The sequence below is a fragment of the Streptomyces sp. NPDC002730 genome (assembly GCF_042888805.1).
GTDB lineage: Bacteria > Actinomycetota > Actinomycetes > Streptomycetales > Streptomycetaceae > Streptomyces.
The window spans coordinates 247,033-263,547 of the sequence record NZ_JBIAQG010000003.1; the positions used below are offsets into that span (position 1 = coordinate 247,033).

Genomic DNA, 16,515 nt, shown 5'->3' on the forward strand with positions numbered 1-16,515 from the left:
CCACCACGTCGATCCCCGAAACACCGGCGGACGTCGCGAGCCGGTCCGCCTTCGCCTTCTCGTGCGCGCCCAGCTCGATGACCCTCTTGTCGCGCTCGGCGCGCAGCTTCGCCAGCTGCCGCTCGAGCGGCTTGATCGCATCGCGGACCTGCAGTTTGTCGCCGGGTGCGGCCAGTTCGGCCATAAGGATCCAGACGCTGGCATTGCCCCGATTGCGCATAGCCGGCACGTCGGCGCAGGAGCATCACCGGGCGGGACCGGCGAACGGAGCACCCGCTCGACCACCACCGGCAGCGGCTCGTCGGGATGGATCGTCGGCTCGGGACAGCAAAGCGTGTTGCACAACGGTCAGAGGATCTCCAGTTGGCCTGTCGGACCCGCTTCGAGACAGCCGTTGAACTAGCAAAAACCGGGGCACAACAGGGCGGTGGAAACTATCAACCATGGCCGGATCCAACCTACTTGGGTTGTGCAACACGCTTTAGGCACACCGGTGACAGCGACACCTGCTGCGACGCGCATCTTCACATAGAAACCGCAGGTTGTTCCGTGGATCTCAACATCAAGGAGAGCATGGACACGGCCGCCTCGAAGTGTGAAGATCCTCGCGCTGTCATACACGAGGGGGGACCTCACACATGAAAAAACGTTACAGACCGGCCAATTCCCGTGCGTTGGTGTACGGCGCCTATGCAATGGTCGGCATCTTGGCCATCGGGCTCGGTACACCCGCAGGGAATGCCACCGCTGTTGCCGCCCATCCGGTGGCGTCGGCGGCGACCGGGCCGGACGACGACCATGCTGCGATCGGCGCGGCGCGGCTGCGCGCGGCCAGGCTCGGCGAGCGCGTGGAGGTCACCGCGCTTCGCACGGAGAGTTCGACCACCTATGTCAACCCCGACGGCTCCGTGACAGAGGAGTCGACCACCGGGCCGACGAGGGTCAAGGACGAGGACGGCGCTTGGCGTGACGTGGACACCACGCTCGTCCACCGCGACGGGGGAGTCCAGCCCAAGCAGGCCGCGGCCGACATCCGCTTCTCCGACGGCGGTTCAGGTCCCCTGGCCGTGGTCAGCGAGGGGGACCGGACCCTCGGTATCGGCTGGGACGGTCCTCTCCCCGAACCGAGCATCCAGGGCAACACCGCCACCTACGCCGATGTGCAGCCGGGCGCGGACCTCGTGGTCACAGCGCTGCCGGAGGGTTTCTCGCACCTCCTCGTGCTGAAGGAGCGTCCCAAGGGCGAGGTGGAGCTGCGGATACCCGTGGCTGCCGACGGCCTGAAGCTCCGCGAGACCTCCGACGAGCGGCTGCTGTGGGAGAGCGAGAACGGCAGCGATGTGGCCACCGCGCCCGTCCCCGTCATGTGGGGAGCCGAGGAGCAGGCCCGCTCGGGGGAACCGGCAGAGGTCACCGAAGTCACCGCCTCCGTCGAGGGCGGCCCGGACGGGCAGACGCTGGTACTCAAGCCGGACCCGTCGTTCCTCGAAGACCCCGACGTGAAGTACCCCGTCACCGTGGACCCGACCAACACCTTGCTCGGGCCGGTCACGGACACGTGGATCCAGGGCGACGACTATCCGACGTCCCAGCGCGGGTCCACCGAGCTGAAGGCGGGCACGTACAACGGGACTGAGCGCGCTCGCTCGTACCTCAAGTTCGACGCGGCCCGGTTCGCCGGCAAGCACGTCCTCGACGCCGACCTGCGGCTGTACTCCTACTGGTCGTCCTCCTGCTCGACGGACAACTCCGGTATCCAGGTCCGGCGCGTGACCGCCGACTGGGACCCCTCGGCCATTTCCTGGGCAAGCCAGCCGAGCACGACCACGGCATCGGCTCCCGTGTCGAAGGTGGCGAAGGGCTACAACTCCAGCTGCCCCGCGGGACAGGTCTCTTGGGACGTCGACGGCATCGTCCAGGCGTGGGCCGACGGCCAGCCGAACTACGGGGTGCGGCTGGCGGCCGTGAACGAGTCCGACCCCCTCACCTGGCGCCGCTACCGCTCCGCGAACTACGTCGACGGATCGCACGACTCGGCGACCGAGCCGTCGCTGATCGTCACCTACAACTCCGCGCCGACGCCTCCCGGCGAGCTGAACGTCAGCCCGCTCAAGGGGGGCACGACGCTGATGACCGCGGGGTCGCTGACCCCCACGCTCCAGGCGAGGGTCGGCGACAGTGACGCCGAGTCCGCTCTGATCACGGAATTCCAGGTCGAACCGGATCCTGCGTTCGCCGACACCACCTACACCTGGACCGGGAAGACCGCGGAGTTCGCGCCGGGCACCGTGGCCACGGTGCAGATTCCCACCGCGTCGAAACTGCCGGACGGCAGCCATCTGCGGATGCGTGCGCGCACCAGTGACAAGGTTGACACCTCCGACTGGTCCAGCTGGACGACCTTCCGGGTCGACGCGAGCGACGTTCTGCCCGCCGACCTTCCCACGCAGCTGCAGGCCGGGGCGACGGACACCACCTCACCCCTGGTCACGGGCATCGTCACCTCGCCCAACGGCGGCATGATCGAGGCCCAGTTCCGGCTCGGCAACGCCGCCGGAACCCAGACGACCCTGGGCACCCAGCTCGTCCCCAACGGGGAGCGCGCCGGTTTCCAGATTCCCGCCGACCGGCTCACCTCCGGCGGCCCGTTCGACTGGTCGATGAGGGCTTGTTACGCCGGCAAGTGCTCGCCGTGGACCGAGAAGACCGCGATCGCCGCGGGTTCCGGTACGGAGCCGACCCCGGCGGCCGCTGGTTCCTCGGTGGACCTGGCACTCACCAAGGCCACCGTCTGCACCGGCTCGGACTGCGTCGGGGAGACCGGCACCGCGCTGAAGGTCGGAAGCGTCTCGGGCAAGGAATGGCGCACCTACCTCAAGGCCGACGTGTCGATGATCCCGGCCGGTGCGCGAGTGACCAACGCCGTGCTCAAGCTCCAGTCGAGCGCGACAACGCCCGACTTGGATGTTCACGCCCTCAACGGGGCCTGGACCCCGACCGGGACGGGAAGCGAGCTGGACGCCGCCACGGCCCCGGAGGCCAACCTGACGGCCACCGCACCGTGGACGACCGACGTGGCGGGCCTCGTCACCGGCTGGACCGACGGTGCGAACGCCAATCATGGCCTGGTGCTCCGCAAGGCCGACGGCGCGTCCGGCACTGCGGGCATCAGCTTCACGTCGGCCACGCTCACGGTCGAGTACGGGGCGGCCACGCGGCCGTCACCGCCCACCGCGGTCCGCGCCCGAGCCGGGGACAAGGGAGCTCTGATCACCTGGGGTGCCAGCGAGGACAGCGGGTACAACGACACGGTCCTGAGCTATGAGGTGAAGGCCCTCGACTCCAACGGTGCCGTGGCGGCCACGCGCACGACAAGCGGCACGGACATGGTGATCAACGGACTCACCAACGGCGCGTCGTACACCTTCCAGGTCAGCGCGTCGAACGCGTACGGCAGCAGTGACACCGGCACAAGCGAGGCGATCAAGCCATTGGGTGCCCCGCTGGACAGCGCCACGTACACGCAGGCGATCGGCGAATACCTCGAATCCGCCGCGTCCTTGACGACCGGCACGCACAACAGCGCCACCGCCGCAGTGAACGGGCGCCCGAACGCCGCGAAGTACGCGTGGCTGCTGAAGTCGGAGGAGTCCTGGCTGATCGACACCCGGGACGCACTGAAGGCGGACAGCCTCACCTACACGTCGATCACGTCCGCACTCTCCGACGCCCTGGTGCTGCCCGCCGCCGATGGAACGGTGGCCGTCCGCGCCATGGTGAGCGAGCAGCGGACGCTGGCGGACACCCCGTCGGACCCGGAGACCGGCGAGACCACCGTCCTCTACACCTTCTCGGGTGGCGACGCGCCCGTACTGCGCAGCAGGATGAACGCCGGCCAGTACGAACAGGAGCTGGCCAAGGGCGAGGATGCGCTCGGTTCCGTGACCTACGGCACCGTGGAGAACGACAGCTCCGCCGCGGTGGCCCCCCGCACGGTCACCGTCTCGGCCAGCTCGCCCTCGCCGTACGCAGGGCAGTTCACGCCGTACGCCAACATCAACGCCAGTGGCACGGCGAAGTGGGCGAGGGACCACTGGAACTCCCGCCACGAATACAGTCAGGACTGCACCAACTTCGTCTCCAAGGCGCTGTACCACGGCGGCGGCATGCGCATGAAGGGTGTGAACAAGGACAAGAAGAGTGCCAACAACTGGTGGCGGCTCAAGAACTCGGCGCCGCCGCACTCCGGAGTTGGCTTCTACTACACCAACTCCTACTCCTGGACCGTCGCCGATACGATGCGGCTGTTCCTGGCCCGGCACAGTGACGGTGCGGTGAACACGGAGTCGAAGCAGCAGTACGCCAAGGTCGGTGACGTGGTCATCTTCAACTGGGGTGGTAGAGGGGGCTGGGACCACGCCGGCGTCGTCACCAAGATGGCCAACGGAAAGGCCTACGTGACCGCACACAACAACAACCGTCTGAACCAGCGCCTCGACGTCTACGTCAACAGCCAGAGGGGCACGTGGGCGGACATCGTGCACGTCAAGCCGGGGTGGTACTGATGCGCGGACTCCCTGGACGCAATTGGGTCATAGCGGCGGCCCTGGCCCTGTGCCTGGGGGCGGCAGGCTCCGCCTGGTGGATGCTTCGCGAGCCGGCCCCCTACGCACTGGCGGATACACCCGCGGTGGTTGTGACGGTCCGGCCCGTGGAGTCCCGATACCCCGAGGCGGGGGAGGTCGCCCGCGAGGTCGAACTGCTCGTCAAGGTGTACGTGCAACGCCTTCAAGCCGGTGACGCCTCGGACCTCGCCCGTATCGGCGCCCCGTGGTACACCGATAAGGAGCGGGCTGCACAGGGCCTGATCTCCAGATACGGCACACACGCCGACGAGCCGGTCGAAGCAGTCGTATCAGACCCCGTCACACCGGGTCTGGCCGCCGTCGAACTTCGCTTCGGCGACGGGCGGCGACAGGTGGTGGACCTCACCCAGGACGACGATGTGTGGTGGCTGGCACTGGGGAATGGTGATCCTGTAAAGCCGTAGGTACCGGCCTCCCATGCGCGAGTGCAACCGCTGCCCACAAGTGCACTTGTGGGCAGCGGTTGCTGCATGTCCTCGACCGAGGGCATGGAAGGTGGCGATCGTCCTCCGGGACAGTCCCCACCGCATATCGTCCCTGAGCTGTTCACTCCTCGGCCGGGTCTCGAGCCGGATGGATACCCGCTCATTCCGGCTGGTTGGATAAGCGCCAAGTTGACACACAAGTGTCGAAGCTCGCGCCAGCGGCTCCTGTGGTCCCGGTGCTTTCGCCGGCCGACTACGGTGCGGGAGGCGGCTGTGGTGGCTGAGACTGAGAGGCGACGTTGGTTGCGTTGTTCGAGGCGCGTGACAAAAACTTCATGTCGTCGGGGTCGCTCCGGTGGAGCACGAAGACCTTCGCGAGCGCGAGCAGACTCGGCCCGCACAGGATGACGGACAGCCAAGGAGCTGAGTCAACGACCACAATGCCCGCAGCCAGAAGAGCGATGGATATGCCTGCGCCGACGCCCACGTTCACAACATGTCGACGATGGCTCAGCTTCTCAATCTGCGCGGCGGCTTCCCGCTCCGCCGCCTCACGTTCCGCGCGGGCCTGCCGCTCGCCTTCGTCCTTCTGTGCCTGGATGCGCTCCTTCTCCAGGTCGTAATTCAGTCGAAGCCGGAGCACGGTCTCTTCCGATCTTAGAGCCCTCTCGGCTCTAGCTGTGGCGAGAGCCGCCCGGAACACCTCTGGGGGTGCCTCAGCCCACTGCGCAACAAGCCGATGTGCCTCGGCCGCCATGTTTTCGAGCAGCTCAGGTTGCTGATGCTGCGGGACAGGGAGGGATCCTGCGTCGTCCGTAGTCACTCTCGGGTCCCCCCACCACCGCTGTTGATGGGCTCGTAGTGATCACTATTGGCCGCTTCCGGAGGCGGCCCAAGCTTCAGGAACAGCTCAATGAGATCGTTGTTGACGGCCTCCCGCGCCTCTCTGGCGAGGCGTTGTGCCTCATCTGGATCCAACGTGCCAATCTGACTTGAAGTACCTGGATCAGCCTCTTCAAGCTCGTGTGAGGCACCATCGAGGATCCCGGCCACACGGGCGGCGTGAGAAGCAAAGAGATCATCAAGCGACGGCACATCACGGGCTCTGCCGCCCCTCGACAGGACCGATCCAGCGGATGAGTTCGACAGGGCGTCATCGGCCGCGGTGAGGTCGTCCGGCGGACGCCGGGGTACTGGATCCGGCACAAGTCCGAAGGTTCGACCAAGGTGGTGCTGGAGTCGCGCGTGGCGGAATTGGTAGACCGCGCCGGCCTGGCGCAGGACACCTCGTCCGCAGGCGTCGTCGAGAAAGGCGCCCAATGCCCAGGGCAACCGCCCGGTGAGCGGCAACCAGATGCGGGCCAGAGCAATCCACTGACCCCAAGCGGTCAAGCTGAACCAGTACCCGAGCGCGAGTCCAAAGGCCGTCGCCAGTTCGGCCGTGAGCCCGAACCCAGACCCCGCTGTGAACATCTTGATGAGCCCGGCTGCGAGCCCGAACACGAGCCCCCAGGTGAGCAGAGAGAAGACCACGTACCGACGGTTTGTCTTCAACAGGTCGGCGGGACTGACGGCAGACCGGATGTCGATCGGGGCCTCTAGCCAGGCCATGAGCCCGAACATCAGCCCGGTACCGAGCCCGACCCCAGGCATGAACACGAGCGCGCTGCCGAGCCGGTCGTCGAGTCCAAGCCCCGCGGGCGCGACCTGGTCCACGAGCTCCAGCACCAGCGCGGCCAGGAGCCCGAGGGCGAGCCCGAGCGTGAACCTGGGGAGGAACCGCGTGCGCATCGCTCTGGTACTGCCGAAGATCTGGACACGTAGGCGCGTTGGTTCTGCCGCTCTCCGACAACCGACCGCCCCGTACAGGATTCCGGAGCCGAGCCCGGCCACGAGTCCGTGCAGGAGCGCGACCACGAGCCCGCGTTTGAGGACGTACCCGAGCCCGTGCGACGTCGCGATCACGTCCACGGCGATGTTCCCGAGCCCGGTTGTCGCCCCGACGACCAGCGCGGTCAGGAGCCCGAGCGCGAACATGCGGGAGAAACGGTCCATGGCGGTGCCCAGGCGCCACCATGCCAGGTCCGGGGTTTCGAGCTGGTTGAGGTGCTGAGCGAGGTAGCCGAGCCAGCGCCCGGCGCGTTCCGGGGTGAAGCCGTGGCGGTGTCGGCCGGCACGACCCCGCTCGGGTCGATGATGGTACACGGTGGGGATGAAGTTGCCCAGAAGGTGGTCTTCCAGCGCCTTCCGGCTGCCGAACCGCTGGTTGTCCAGGAGCTCTGAAGGGTCGCGACCGGGGGTGTCGCTGTAGATGCTGCGGGCGAGCGTGACCATCAGCGGGGTCGTCAGGACCGTGGCGAGAGGGGGCGCGGGCCCGTCCGGTGGCTGCTCGCCCAACTCGGCCAGTACGGGCTCCCAGGCGCCCGCGGGGTTCGCACGGTCGGCCCTGCGGGTGGTGCGGGGTAGGTATTGGGCCAGGTCGTCGAGGGTGAGGTCGGTCAGCTCGATCGCGGCGGCGGAGGCCAGCGGGTGGGTCTCCCTGACCGCGCTGATGTATTCGGCCGGGCGACTGGTGAGCAGCAGCGGCAGGGTGCTGGCATTGAGGGCCCTCAGCGCCGGGCGGCGCAGACCATCGGCGATCTCGTCGAAGCCGTCGAACACCGGGAGCAGGAGGCTGGACTCGACAAGTGCGGAGGCCAGACTTGCCCCATCGGGGCCTCGGGCGGCCAGAGCGGGGTGATCGCGGATCAGCTGATCGGTCAGCCAGTCCCGCAGGGTGATAGTGGCGGGGTTCCATGCGCCGATACTGAAGATCACCGGCACGGGCTCGCCGGGGGTCCGTGTCTTTAGGTGGTCGAGGACGAAGCGCAGGGCCAGGACTGTTTTCCCCGAGCCGGACCTGCCCAGCACCACCAGCCGCCTGGACGGAATCCGCCGGTACGTCTCGGCGATGCCGTCCAGTTGGCCGTCCAGGTCGAGAGGGCCGTCCGTGCCTCCCGTGGGGAGTCGGTGAATGTTGGCCCAGTGGTCGGTCAGGACCTCGGAGGTCACCTGCCAGCGAACCGGCAGTGGGAACGGATCCTGGACCTGCAGTCGTCGCTCCTCGCGCTGCCAGTGAGCGGCAACCGCCCTCGCGAGTTGCTCGGTTGCGTCCGACAGTGCGTCATGCGCGACCGACGATGGCTGCCCCGAAACCAACCCCGAGCCGGGATTCTCCGGACGCCGCTCCTTGGTGACGGCCTGGCCCACTGCGAGGGCGGAGGGGACGTCGTCGTACTGGTCGCCGACCAGGTCTCCGGGGACGGCGGCGCTGAGTAACTCCTCGCGGTCCTCGGGCCGCAGGGCGAGCGCGTCGGCCAGCTCCTGAACCGTGGCCATACGCAGGTTGGAGCGCTTGCCGGACTCCAAGCCGCGGATGGTGCTCACACTCAGTCCGGAACGCTCTGCCAGGTCCTCCTGGGTCATCCCTGCCCGGACCCGCAGCTGCATCAGCACCGCGCTGAACTCACTGGCCACGCTGACGACCCTTCCCCCAGGCATATCGTCATTCTGAGGACTCTAGCGTGAGCGACGGCCGAATGTAGCCGACCTGCTTGCCTGTTCGTCGCCTCTCCCGCGGTGGTAGGTCATCACCACGAACACGAGTGTATGGAGCACCGCGCCAACCCAACGCGCGGCTTTCGACTCGGCGCGAGCCCGGCGACGCCGCAATCACTGCTCGGCGCGTGTGACGGCGCTCGCCACTACCGGGACGCCGGCCCCGCCGTCATCCGGAGAAGTGATGCAACAACCAAGTCAGCCCGGAGAGAGCACAGCCACCCGCAGCCATCGCACCCCCACGGACAACCGCGAACAACGCCGTCCGGACGACCGCACGGTAACGAGACTGCTGCTTGTCGGACCGGAGTTGTCGCACACCCCGCCGCCCGGCCGGCCGTCCGCATACGTCACGGGCGCGAGAACACGCAGGAAAACCACCGCGGCCGCCGCCGCGCGCCTCAGCATGTGCGCGCCCCGTCCGGCGTGCAGTCGGTCACCATCCACCCGTTCGGCCACGTCGCGCCACCTCCTCGACAGGATCTTCATCAGTCTTCTAGAGCCTGCTCAGCGACGCCGCCGCGAACAGCACGTCCCGGATCGCCTCCCGGTCGCCGTCCTGGCCCGCCGCGGCCTCCTCCGGCGAGACATGGCCCGCCATCAGTCGGCAGAACTCCACGCCGTCCAGGGCCACTTGAGCCACCGCCTGGTCCGCGGAACCGATCGCGGCCGGGGAGTCCAGGGCGATGTACCAGTTGCCGCCGCCCGAGCCCTCGACCTCCAGGTGCAGTGACCGGCCCGGTGCGCCGGCCGCGACCAGGTGTCTGGCCGGTCCGGCGAGGCCCGCACGTCTGCGGTCGGCGAGCGCGGCAGGCAGCATCCGGGCCGCCAGATCGATCATCCCGTGCAGATGGGAGCCGCTCGGTGGCTCGTACGGGTAGTCCACCGCGTCCGCGATGTCGCCCGCGTGCATCCAGCACTCGAAGGCGCGGTCCAGCAGGGAGTCCCGCAGTGGAAGGGCGAAGTTCCCGTACGAGACGGACAGTTCGGCGGCGCCGCGGCCGGCGAAGGAGACCGTGCGGATCAGTGTGTGGCTCTGGTCGCGCCAGGGCTCGCGGACGGTACGGGTGGGCGGCAGGTCCGCGGTGCGCCAGAAAGCCTCGGTGCGCTCGGTGGGCACTCTCGGCGCGTCGGACCCGAGGGGATCGTCCAGACCCAGCGCGCCCGCGACCAGTCCGTCGACGCTCATGAGATGGCCGATGACTCCGGCGACGGTCGTTCTGCGGATCACCTGCCGTTCGCCCTCGAACCATTTGAGGCGCACCGGCGCATGCCATTCCGCGTCGCCGATGTCCCGCAGCAGCGCGTCGAGCCGCGCCGTCTCGGCGTCGTACGGAGTCGCCCAGGCCGGTACCGGGATACGGGCGGGCCTGCGGACCAGGCAGTTCTCGAGCACCCGGAAGCGCAGCAGCGGGTCGAGGTCCAGGTCCCGGTCGGTGTGCAGCAGAGCGACGGCGTCACGCAGCCGCAGGGCCTCGTCCGCGCAGGGCGCGCAGTCGCCGAGGTGCGCCTCGACGGCCGCGGTCTCCTCGGCGGAGCAGGCGGACAGCGCCCAGGCGCCGAGCAGGGACTTCAGCACGCTGTGCGAAGGCCCCTCCCCGTCGCCGCCACCGGGTCCGCCACGATCCGCCTCGGGCCGGCCACCCGGTTGTACGGGCGGCGCGGGCGGCACACGCGGCGCGGTCGGTACGGGCGGCAGCGGGACGATGCGCGCCGGCGGTTCCAGATCGTCCGGCGCCCACCGCGGTCCCGGTATACGCGGCACGCCGCGCATCTCGTCGCGGCCGTCGTCGTCGGCGCCGCGGCCGCCGTCCAGAGGCCCGTTCACAAGGAGCGTCCGTATCGGGGCGGGGACGAGCCCTCCAGGGGGCGGGTCTGGGCGGTGGAGAGCAGTTGCAGGCCCAGCCGCAGCCGGCGCCTGGCCTCGTCCTCGGTGACCCCGAGGTCGGCCGCGGTCTGGCGATAGTCCCTGCGCTGGAAATAGGCGAGCTCCAGTGCGGCCCGCAGCGGCGCCGGCATGGAGGTGACGATGTAGTCGGCGCGGGCCGCCACCGCCGCCCTGCGGACCTTCTGCTCCAGCTCCTCCGTGGTGCCCTCGCCGCCTTCCGCGAGCGCGGCGGCCTCGGTCTGGCGCAGCCGGTGGACGGCCTGGCTGTTGGTGAGTCTGGCGACCCAGGACCGCATCGAGCCCTGCTTGGGGTCGTACGCGTCGGGGTTCTCCCAGATGTAGCCGAAGACTTCGCGGGTGACCTGGTCGGCCGCCGTGTCGTCGTCGAGCACCCGGTGGGCGAGCATGTGCACCAGCGAGGCGAACCTGTCGTAGAGCTCGCCGAGGGCAGCGGCCTCTCCCCGCGCGAGCCGCTGCTGCATCCTGCGGTCCCAGCGCGGTGGTGTGTCCTTTGCCATACGGCCCCCAAGCGTGCGCTTTGTGCCTGTCGCCCCTTCGAATGTAGTGCGCGGGGCCGGGGACGCACGCATCTTTGCGGCAAGTGTGCGCCGGAGGAGGGCCGGGATGCCGGGAGACCGATGGCCGTGAGCATCGTGTTTCGGCTGTGAGCATCGTGTTTCATGGGTGAGCGGTGGGGCAGCCGCGAGGGGAAGGACAGCTTCCGGATTTCCGTGTCCGCCGGCCGGCGTCTGCCGGCCGGCGGTCGCACGGCTCCGGATCGGCAGGAGGAGAGGTCCGGTCATGATGCTCAAGGTGGACGAGACCCGGCACGGCGCGTGGACCGTGCTGCACGTCTGCGGCGAGCTGGACCTCGTGTCCTCACCCGTGGTGCGTCAGCATGTCCATGACGCGGTCGCCGTCGGCCGCCGCGATCTTGTGCTCGACCTCTCCGAGGTGCTCTTCTGCGACTCCAGCGGCGTCGGCGTGCTGATCGCCGCCCGCCGGCTGCTGCGTTCCTGCCAGGGCCGGATGCGGCTGATCCTCCCCGCCCGCGGCGCGGAGGACGGCTCGCACGTCAACCGGGTCCTGGCCGCCCTCGGCGTGCGCCGGCTCTTCGAGGTGTACGCGGACGCGGGCTCGGCCGTCGACGAGGAGGCCCAGCCGCTCTCCGCCTGACCGCAGTCATGGCGTGACTCTCCGCCGTCACCGGCCGTCCGCCTGGATGTCGTCCTGACGTAATTGGCGGAGTACTTGCACGCGTCAGTGCTCGGGGTCGTACGCTCCCCGCATGGACAGCGCAGAGTACGAGCGCAAGATCGCTTCCCGCTTCGCCGCCTTCGACCAGGACGGCAATGGCTATATCGACCGTGAGGACTTCAGCGGGGCGGCAGCCGCGCTGCTCGCCGAGTTCTCCACGACCGCCCGCTGCGACAAGGGCCAGGCCCTCTACAGCGGTGCGGAGGCGTTCTGGCAGGGCATGGCCGGAATCGCCGACGTGGACGGGGACCAGCGGGTCACCCGCCAGGAGTTCATCACGGGTGCGGTGAAGAGACTGCGTGACAATCCCCAGCGATTCGCCGAGATCGCCCGCCCCTTCCTCCACGCCGTGATCGCCATCGCCGACGAGGACGGCGGCGGTGTGACCCCTTCCGCCGCCGAGCGGGTGCTACGGGTGCTCGGGGTGGCCCCGGGTATCGCGACGCAGGTTGCGGCGGCGCTGGACGGGGACGGCGACGGCAGGATCACCGAGGACGAGATCCTGACGGGCTTTGCCTCGTACTTCGTCACACCGGAGCCGTAGCCGTGAAGCCGTAGCCGTGGAGCCCGTCCGGCGATTGAGGACATGCGTCCGAAGGCCGCATACGAGGTCCGGGGCTTGCCCGGGCACGGGCGGGTAGGGGACATTCCCTCGGACCCGCCGGACCCGGGCCGGGACCCGAGCCCGGACCTGCCGGACTTGCCCGCGCCCGTCACGAATACCGCTCCCTGAGCTTGTACTTCAGCACCTTCCGCAAGGTCTCGTTCCGCGGCAGCCCCTCCACCACCTCCAGCTGCTCCGGCAGCTTGTGCACCGACAGCCCCTGTTCGCGCAGATACGCCGTGAGGGCGCCGAGGCTCAACTCCTCGGCGCCCTCCGGCTGCTCCACCACCGCGCAGACCCGCTCGCCCCGCTCGGCGTCCGGCAGTCCGATCACCGCCACGTCCCCGACGGCCGGGTGCTCGTGCAGCAAGTCCTCGATCTCCTTCGCCGAGATGTTCTCGCCCTTGCGGATGATGACGTCCTTGATCCGGCCGGTGAGGACGAGATGCCCGGACCCGGTGACGTACCCCAGGTCGCCGGTGATGAAGAAGCCCTCGCCGTCGAAGGCGTCGGCACTCTGGGCCGGATCCAGATATCCCCGGCAGACGGCCTCGCCGCGCAGCCGCACCTCGCCGTCCACGATCCGTATCTCCATGCCCTCCGGCGGCCGCCCCTCCGTTGTGGCGAGCATCTCCACCGTGTCGTCGGGCGCGCCCATGGTGATCATGGGGACCTCGGTCATGCCGTAGCCGTGCGTGAGCTGGCAGCCCATCTCGCGTACGACGGCGTGGTAGATCTCCGGCGGCTTCGGCGCTCCGCCGCCGGCCAGCAGCCGCAGGCTGGGGATGAGCTTGTGTTCCGGCCGTTTGCGCTGCTCGGCGAGGAACATCGAGTAGAAGGCGGTGGAGCCGCCCGCGACCGTCACACCGTGGCTGCGGTAGGCCTCGAGCGCGGCGGGCAGCGCGAACTGCTCGAACATCACCGCCGGGAAGCCGTACAGCAGCAGCATCACCGTGTAGTCGGGCCCGGCGATGTGCGCGAAGGGGAAGGCCATCGAGCCGACGTCGTCGGACGACAGCTGCAGCGCGTGGGCCAGGCAGGAGCCGCCCGCGATCAACGAGCGGTCGGTGTGCAGCACGCCCTTGGGGTCCGAGGTGGTGCCGGAGGTCCAGTAGATCCAGCGGACGGATGTCCCGTCGGCGGGCGGCGGCGGCAGTACGGAGGGATCGGCGTCGGGCAGCGTGTCGTACGCCGTGAAGACCAGCGGCGGCTCGGGGAGCTCCAGCGCGAGGCGGTGCGCCATGCCGGAGTGGTCGAAGCCGCGCCAGGTGCCCGGCACGGCGAAGAACTCCGCCTTGGACTCCCGTAGCGCGAAGCCCACCTCGCGGTCCCGGTAGAAGGGGATGACGGGCGACTGTACGGCCCCGATCCGGGCGAGCGCGAAGGAGAGCAGCGCCGTCTCGATCCGGGTCGGCAGCTGCCAGGCGACCACACTGCCGGGCCGCACCCCCAGTTCGTACAGTCCCGCGGCGACCCGTTCGGAGCGGTCCCGCAGCGCGCCGAAGGTGAGGCTGCGGTCGTCCTGGATCAGCACCGCGCGGTCCGGGGTGAGCCCGGCGCGGCGTTCGACGAGTTCCCAGAGCGTGCGCGATTCACCCAGGGCGTGTGCGGTCTCGTTCATGCCCGGCCCCTCCGTTGCTGACGGATAGTCAGATCGTGCGGAGAGCGTAGGGCTCACCGCCTTGTCGGTCCAGGGGTGCGGGGTTAGCCTGCTTTCTGACGGATCATCAGATTCGCTGTTGGATTCGCCATCAGACACGCCATCGGATTCGCGGTCGGATTCCGTACGCCGGAGGGGACACCCAGCATGGAACTGCCTCGGATCATCAGCGTCGACGACCATGTGATCGAGCCGGCCCACCTCTCGGGCCTCGACGACGAGACGGTCCACAAGCTGATGCACGGCAATGCGATCCGGATGCTCGACCTGGACCTGGACCGGTAGTGGACCTCACGTACACCGAGGAAGAGGAGGACTTCCGGGCGCGGCTGCGCTCCTGGCTGGCGCTGTCGCTGCCGAAGCTGCCGCCGAAGCCCGATCCCCTGGACTGGCCGGGCCGGCGGTCGTACGACACGGCCTGGCAGCGGATGCTGTACGACGCCGGATACGCGGGCCTGCACTGGCCCGTGGACGCGGGCGGGCAGGGTGCGACGCCGACCCAGCATCTGATCTATCTGGAGGAGACGGAGCGGGCCGGGGCGCCGTACGTGGGCGCGAACTTCGTGGGACTGCTGCACGCGGGCCCCACCGTCGCCGCCGAGGGCACGGCCGAGCAGCGCGCCCGCTGGCTGCCGCCCGTGTTGCGCGGCGACGAGGTCTGGTGCCAGGGCTTCAGCGAACCGGACGCGGGCTCGGACCTGGCGTCGCTGCGTACGAAGGCCGTCAGGGACGGGGACTCGTACGTGGTCACCGGCTCCAAGATCTGGACCTCGCACGCAGAGGTCGCCGACTGGTGCGAGCTGCTGGTACGGACGGACCCGCAGGCGCCGAGACACCGCGGGATCTCCTGGCTGGCGATGCCCATGGACGCGCCCGGGGTCACGGTCCGCCCGCTGCGCACGCTCGCCGGGTCCGCGGAGTTCGCGGAGATGTTCCTCGACGAGGTCCGCGTTCCGGTGGCGAACCGGGTCGGCGAGGAGAACGACGGCTGGCGCGTCACCATGGTCACCCTCTCCTTCGAGCGCGGCACGGCCTTCGTGGGCGAGGTCGTCGCCTGCCGCCGCACACTCGGCGAACTGGCCCGTACGGCCCGGCGCAACGGCCATTGGGACGATCCGGTGCTGCGTCGCAGACTCGGTCGGCTCAACGCGGAGTTCCGCGCACTGTGGCGGCTCACCCAGTGGAGCGTCAGCGAGGCGCAGAACACCGGCGGCGTACCCGGCACCGGCGGCTCCGTCTTCAAACTCCGCTACTCGCACGCGCGCCAGGAGCTGTACGACACGGCCGCCGAGGTGCTCGGTCCCGACGCGATGGACCTCGACGAGGAGTGGACAGGCGACCGGCTCTCCTCGCTGTCGTACACGATCGCCGCGGGCACCTCGCAGATCCAGCAGAACATCGTCGCCGAGCGGATACTCGGCCTTCCGAAGGGGCGCTGATGGACTTCCGGTTGACGGACGACCAGCGTGCTCTGCGGAGCGGCGTACGGGAGCTGCTCGCGGGCCGTTTCGGCCGCGACGCGCTCAGGGCGGCCGTGGACCGCGAGGGCACCGTCGACCGGGAGCTGTGGCGGGAGCTCGGCGCGGCCGGGTTCTTCGCGCTGCGACTGCCGGAGGAGGAGGGCGGGGCCGGGCTCGGACTGCCCGAGGCGGTGCTGCTCTTCGAGGAGGCGGGCCGGGCGCTGCTGAACGGACCGCTGGTCGCGACCCATCTGGCGGCGGGCCGGGTGCCGGGCGCCGCGGACGGCACGCAGGTCGTCACGTGCGGCACCCAACTGAGCGGCCTGATGCCGCACTTCACCGACGCCGACGCGGCAGTCGTCATCCATGGGGCGGGGATGCGGATCCGGTATCCGAAGGATCTGCCCGACGCGCGGCAGCTACGGTCCATGGACCCCCTCACCCCGCTGCACCGGATCCCGGACGGTCCCAAGGTCCCGCCACACCCGGACGCGATCCTCCTCACCGCCGCCGAACAGCTCGGCAGCGCCGCCCGCACCACCGAGATGGCCGTCCAATACGCCAAGGAACGCGAGCAGTTCGGGCAGCCCATCGGAGGCTTCCAGGCAGTCAAGCATCTGTGTGCCCAGATGCTCGTACGCACGGAAGTGGCCCGCGCCGCCGTCTACGCGGCGGCCGTCACCGAGGACTTCACCGAGATCGCCGGCGCCAAGCTGTTGGCCGACGAGGCAGCCGTCCAGGGCGCCCGCGACTGCCTCCAGGTATTCGGCGGGATGGGCTTCACCTGGGAGGCGGACGTACATCTGCATCTCAAGCGGGCCTGGCTGCGCGGGCAGATGTGGCTCACCGCGGCGGAGTCGGAGGAGATCCAGGCCGAGGCCTTGGCCTCAGCACTCTGAAGGGTCACCGAGAGTTGAATGAACGTCGATACCGGGTTGTGTCCTTCGCGTGACTCGTCACGGCCCGGAGTCGGGGCCG

General features: G+C 69.3%; 12 protein-coding genes. 7 read left to right on the forward strand and 5 right to left on the reverse strand.

Features of this window, described 5'->3' with window-relative positions; genetic code table 11:
* The first annotated feature begins 638 nt into the window (after positions 1-638).
* On the forward strand, positions 639-4,565 hold the full coding sequence (locus ACFYXH_RS09420; RefSeq protein ID WP_389561497.1) for a DNRLRE domain-containing protein: 3,927 nt from the start codon (positions 639-641) through the stop codon (positions 4,563-4,565).
* Positions 4,565-5,050: a hypothetical protein gene (locus ACFYXH_RS09425; RefSeq protein WP_389561498.1), complete on the forward strand. Its 486-nt coding sequence runs from the start codon at positions 4,565-4,567 to the stop codon at positions 5,048-5,050. Before ACFYXH_RS09420 ends, ACFYXH_RS09425 begins: the two co-directional genes overlap by 1 nt.
* Before the next feature lie 274 nt (positions 5,051-5,324).
* Here ACFYXH_RS09425 and ACFYXH_RS09430 read toward each other — a convergent pair whose 3' ends face one another.
* From ACFYXH_RS09430 to ACFYXH_RS09445, 4 genes are all read right to left on the reverse strand, one after another.
* Positions 5,325-5,894, reverse strand: a complete 570-nt coding sequence (locus tag ACFYXH_RS09430) for a hypothetical protein (RefSeq protein WP_389561499.1) — start codon at positions 5,892-5,894, stop codon at positions 5,325-5,327.
* The gene (locus tag ACFYXH_RS09435) at positions 5,891-8,611 is read right to left on the reverse strand and encodes an NACHT domain-containing protein (protein ID WP_389561500.1); all 2,721 of its coding nucleotides are present in this window, start codon (positions 8,609-8,611) and stop codon (positions 5,891-5,893) included. Before ACFYXH_RS09435 ends, ACFYXH_RS09430 begins: the two co-directional genes overlap by 4 nt.
* A 553-nt stretch (positions 8,612-9,164) precedes the next feature.
* Positions 9,165-10,496, reverse strand: coding sequence for a maleylpyruvate isomerase N-terminal domain-containing protein (locus ACFYXH_RS09440; RefSeq protein WP_389561501.1), 1,332 nt, complete (start codon positions 10,494-10,496; stop codon positions 9,165-9,167).
* Entirely contained in the window at positions 10,493-11,074 is a 582-nt protein-coding gene (locus ACFYXH_RS09445; protein ID WP_362681580.1) for a sigma-70 family RNA polymerase sigma factor, read from the reverse strand. The genes ACFYXH_RS09440 and ACFYXH_RS09445 overlap by 4 nt, the downstream gene beginning before the upstream one ends.
* Before the next feature lie 283 nt (positions 11,075-11,357).
* Here ACFYXH_RS09445 and ACFYXH_RS09450 point away from each other — a divergent pair, with 283 nt between their 5' ends.
* Positions 11,358-11,732 (forward strand): STAS domain-containing protein, encoded by a 375-nt coding sequence (locus tag ACFYXH_RS09450; protein ID WP_385300502.1) that lies wholly within the window; start codon positions 11,358-11,360, stop codon positions 11,730-11,732.
* A 112-nt stretch (positions 11,733-11,844) separates the two neighbouring features.
* Positions 11,845-12,357, forward strand: coding sequence for an EF-hand domain-containing protein (locus tag ACFYXH_RS09455; RefSeq protein WP_389561502.1), 513 nt, complete (start codon positions 11,845-11,847; stop codon positions 12,355-12,357).
* 169 nt (positions 12,358-12,526) lie between these two features.
* On the opposite strand, the gene ACFYXH_RS09460 is transcribed toward ACFYXH_RS09455, so the two are convergent.
* Complete coding sequence (locus ACFYXH_RS09460) at positions 12,527-14,038, reverse strand: class I adenylate-forming enzyme family protein (RefSeq protein ID WP_389561503.1); 1,512 nt, start codon at positions 14,036-14,038, stop codon at positions 12,527-12,529.
* 186 nt (positions 14,039-14,224) lie between these two features.
* Here ACFYXH_RS09460 and ACFYXH_RS09465 point away from each other — a divergent pair, with 186 nt between their 5' ends.
* The 3 genes from ACFYXH_RS09465 to ACFYXH_RS09475 are packed head-to-tail and all read left to right on the forward strand — an operon-like array spanning position 14,225 to position 16,436.
* Positions 14,225-14,362, forward strand: coding sequence for a hypothetical protein (locus ACFYXH_RS09465; RefSeq protein WP_389561844.1), 138 nt, complete (start codon positions 14,225-14,227; stop codon positions 14,360-14,362).
* On the forward strand, positions 14,362-15,516 hold the full coding sequence (locus tag ACFYXH_RS09470) for an acyl-CoA dehydrogenase (RefSeq protein WP_389561504.1): 1,155 nt from the start codon (positions 14,362-14,364) through the stop codon (positions 15,514-15,516). Before ACFYXH_RS09465 ends, ACFYXH_RS09470 begins: the two co-directional genes overlap by 1 nt.
* Positions 15,516-16,436, forward strand: a complete 921-nt coding sequence (locus ACFYXH_RS09475) for an acyl-CoA dehydrogenase family protein (protein WP_389561505.1) — start codon at positions 15,516-15,518, stop codon at positions 16,434-16,436. The genes ACFYXH_RS09470 and ACFYXH_RS09475 overlap by 1 nt, the downstream gene beginning before the upstream one ends.
* The last annotated feature ends 79 nt before the right edge of the window (positions 16,437-16,515 follow it).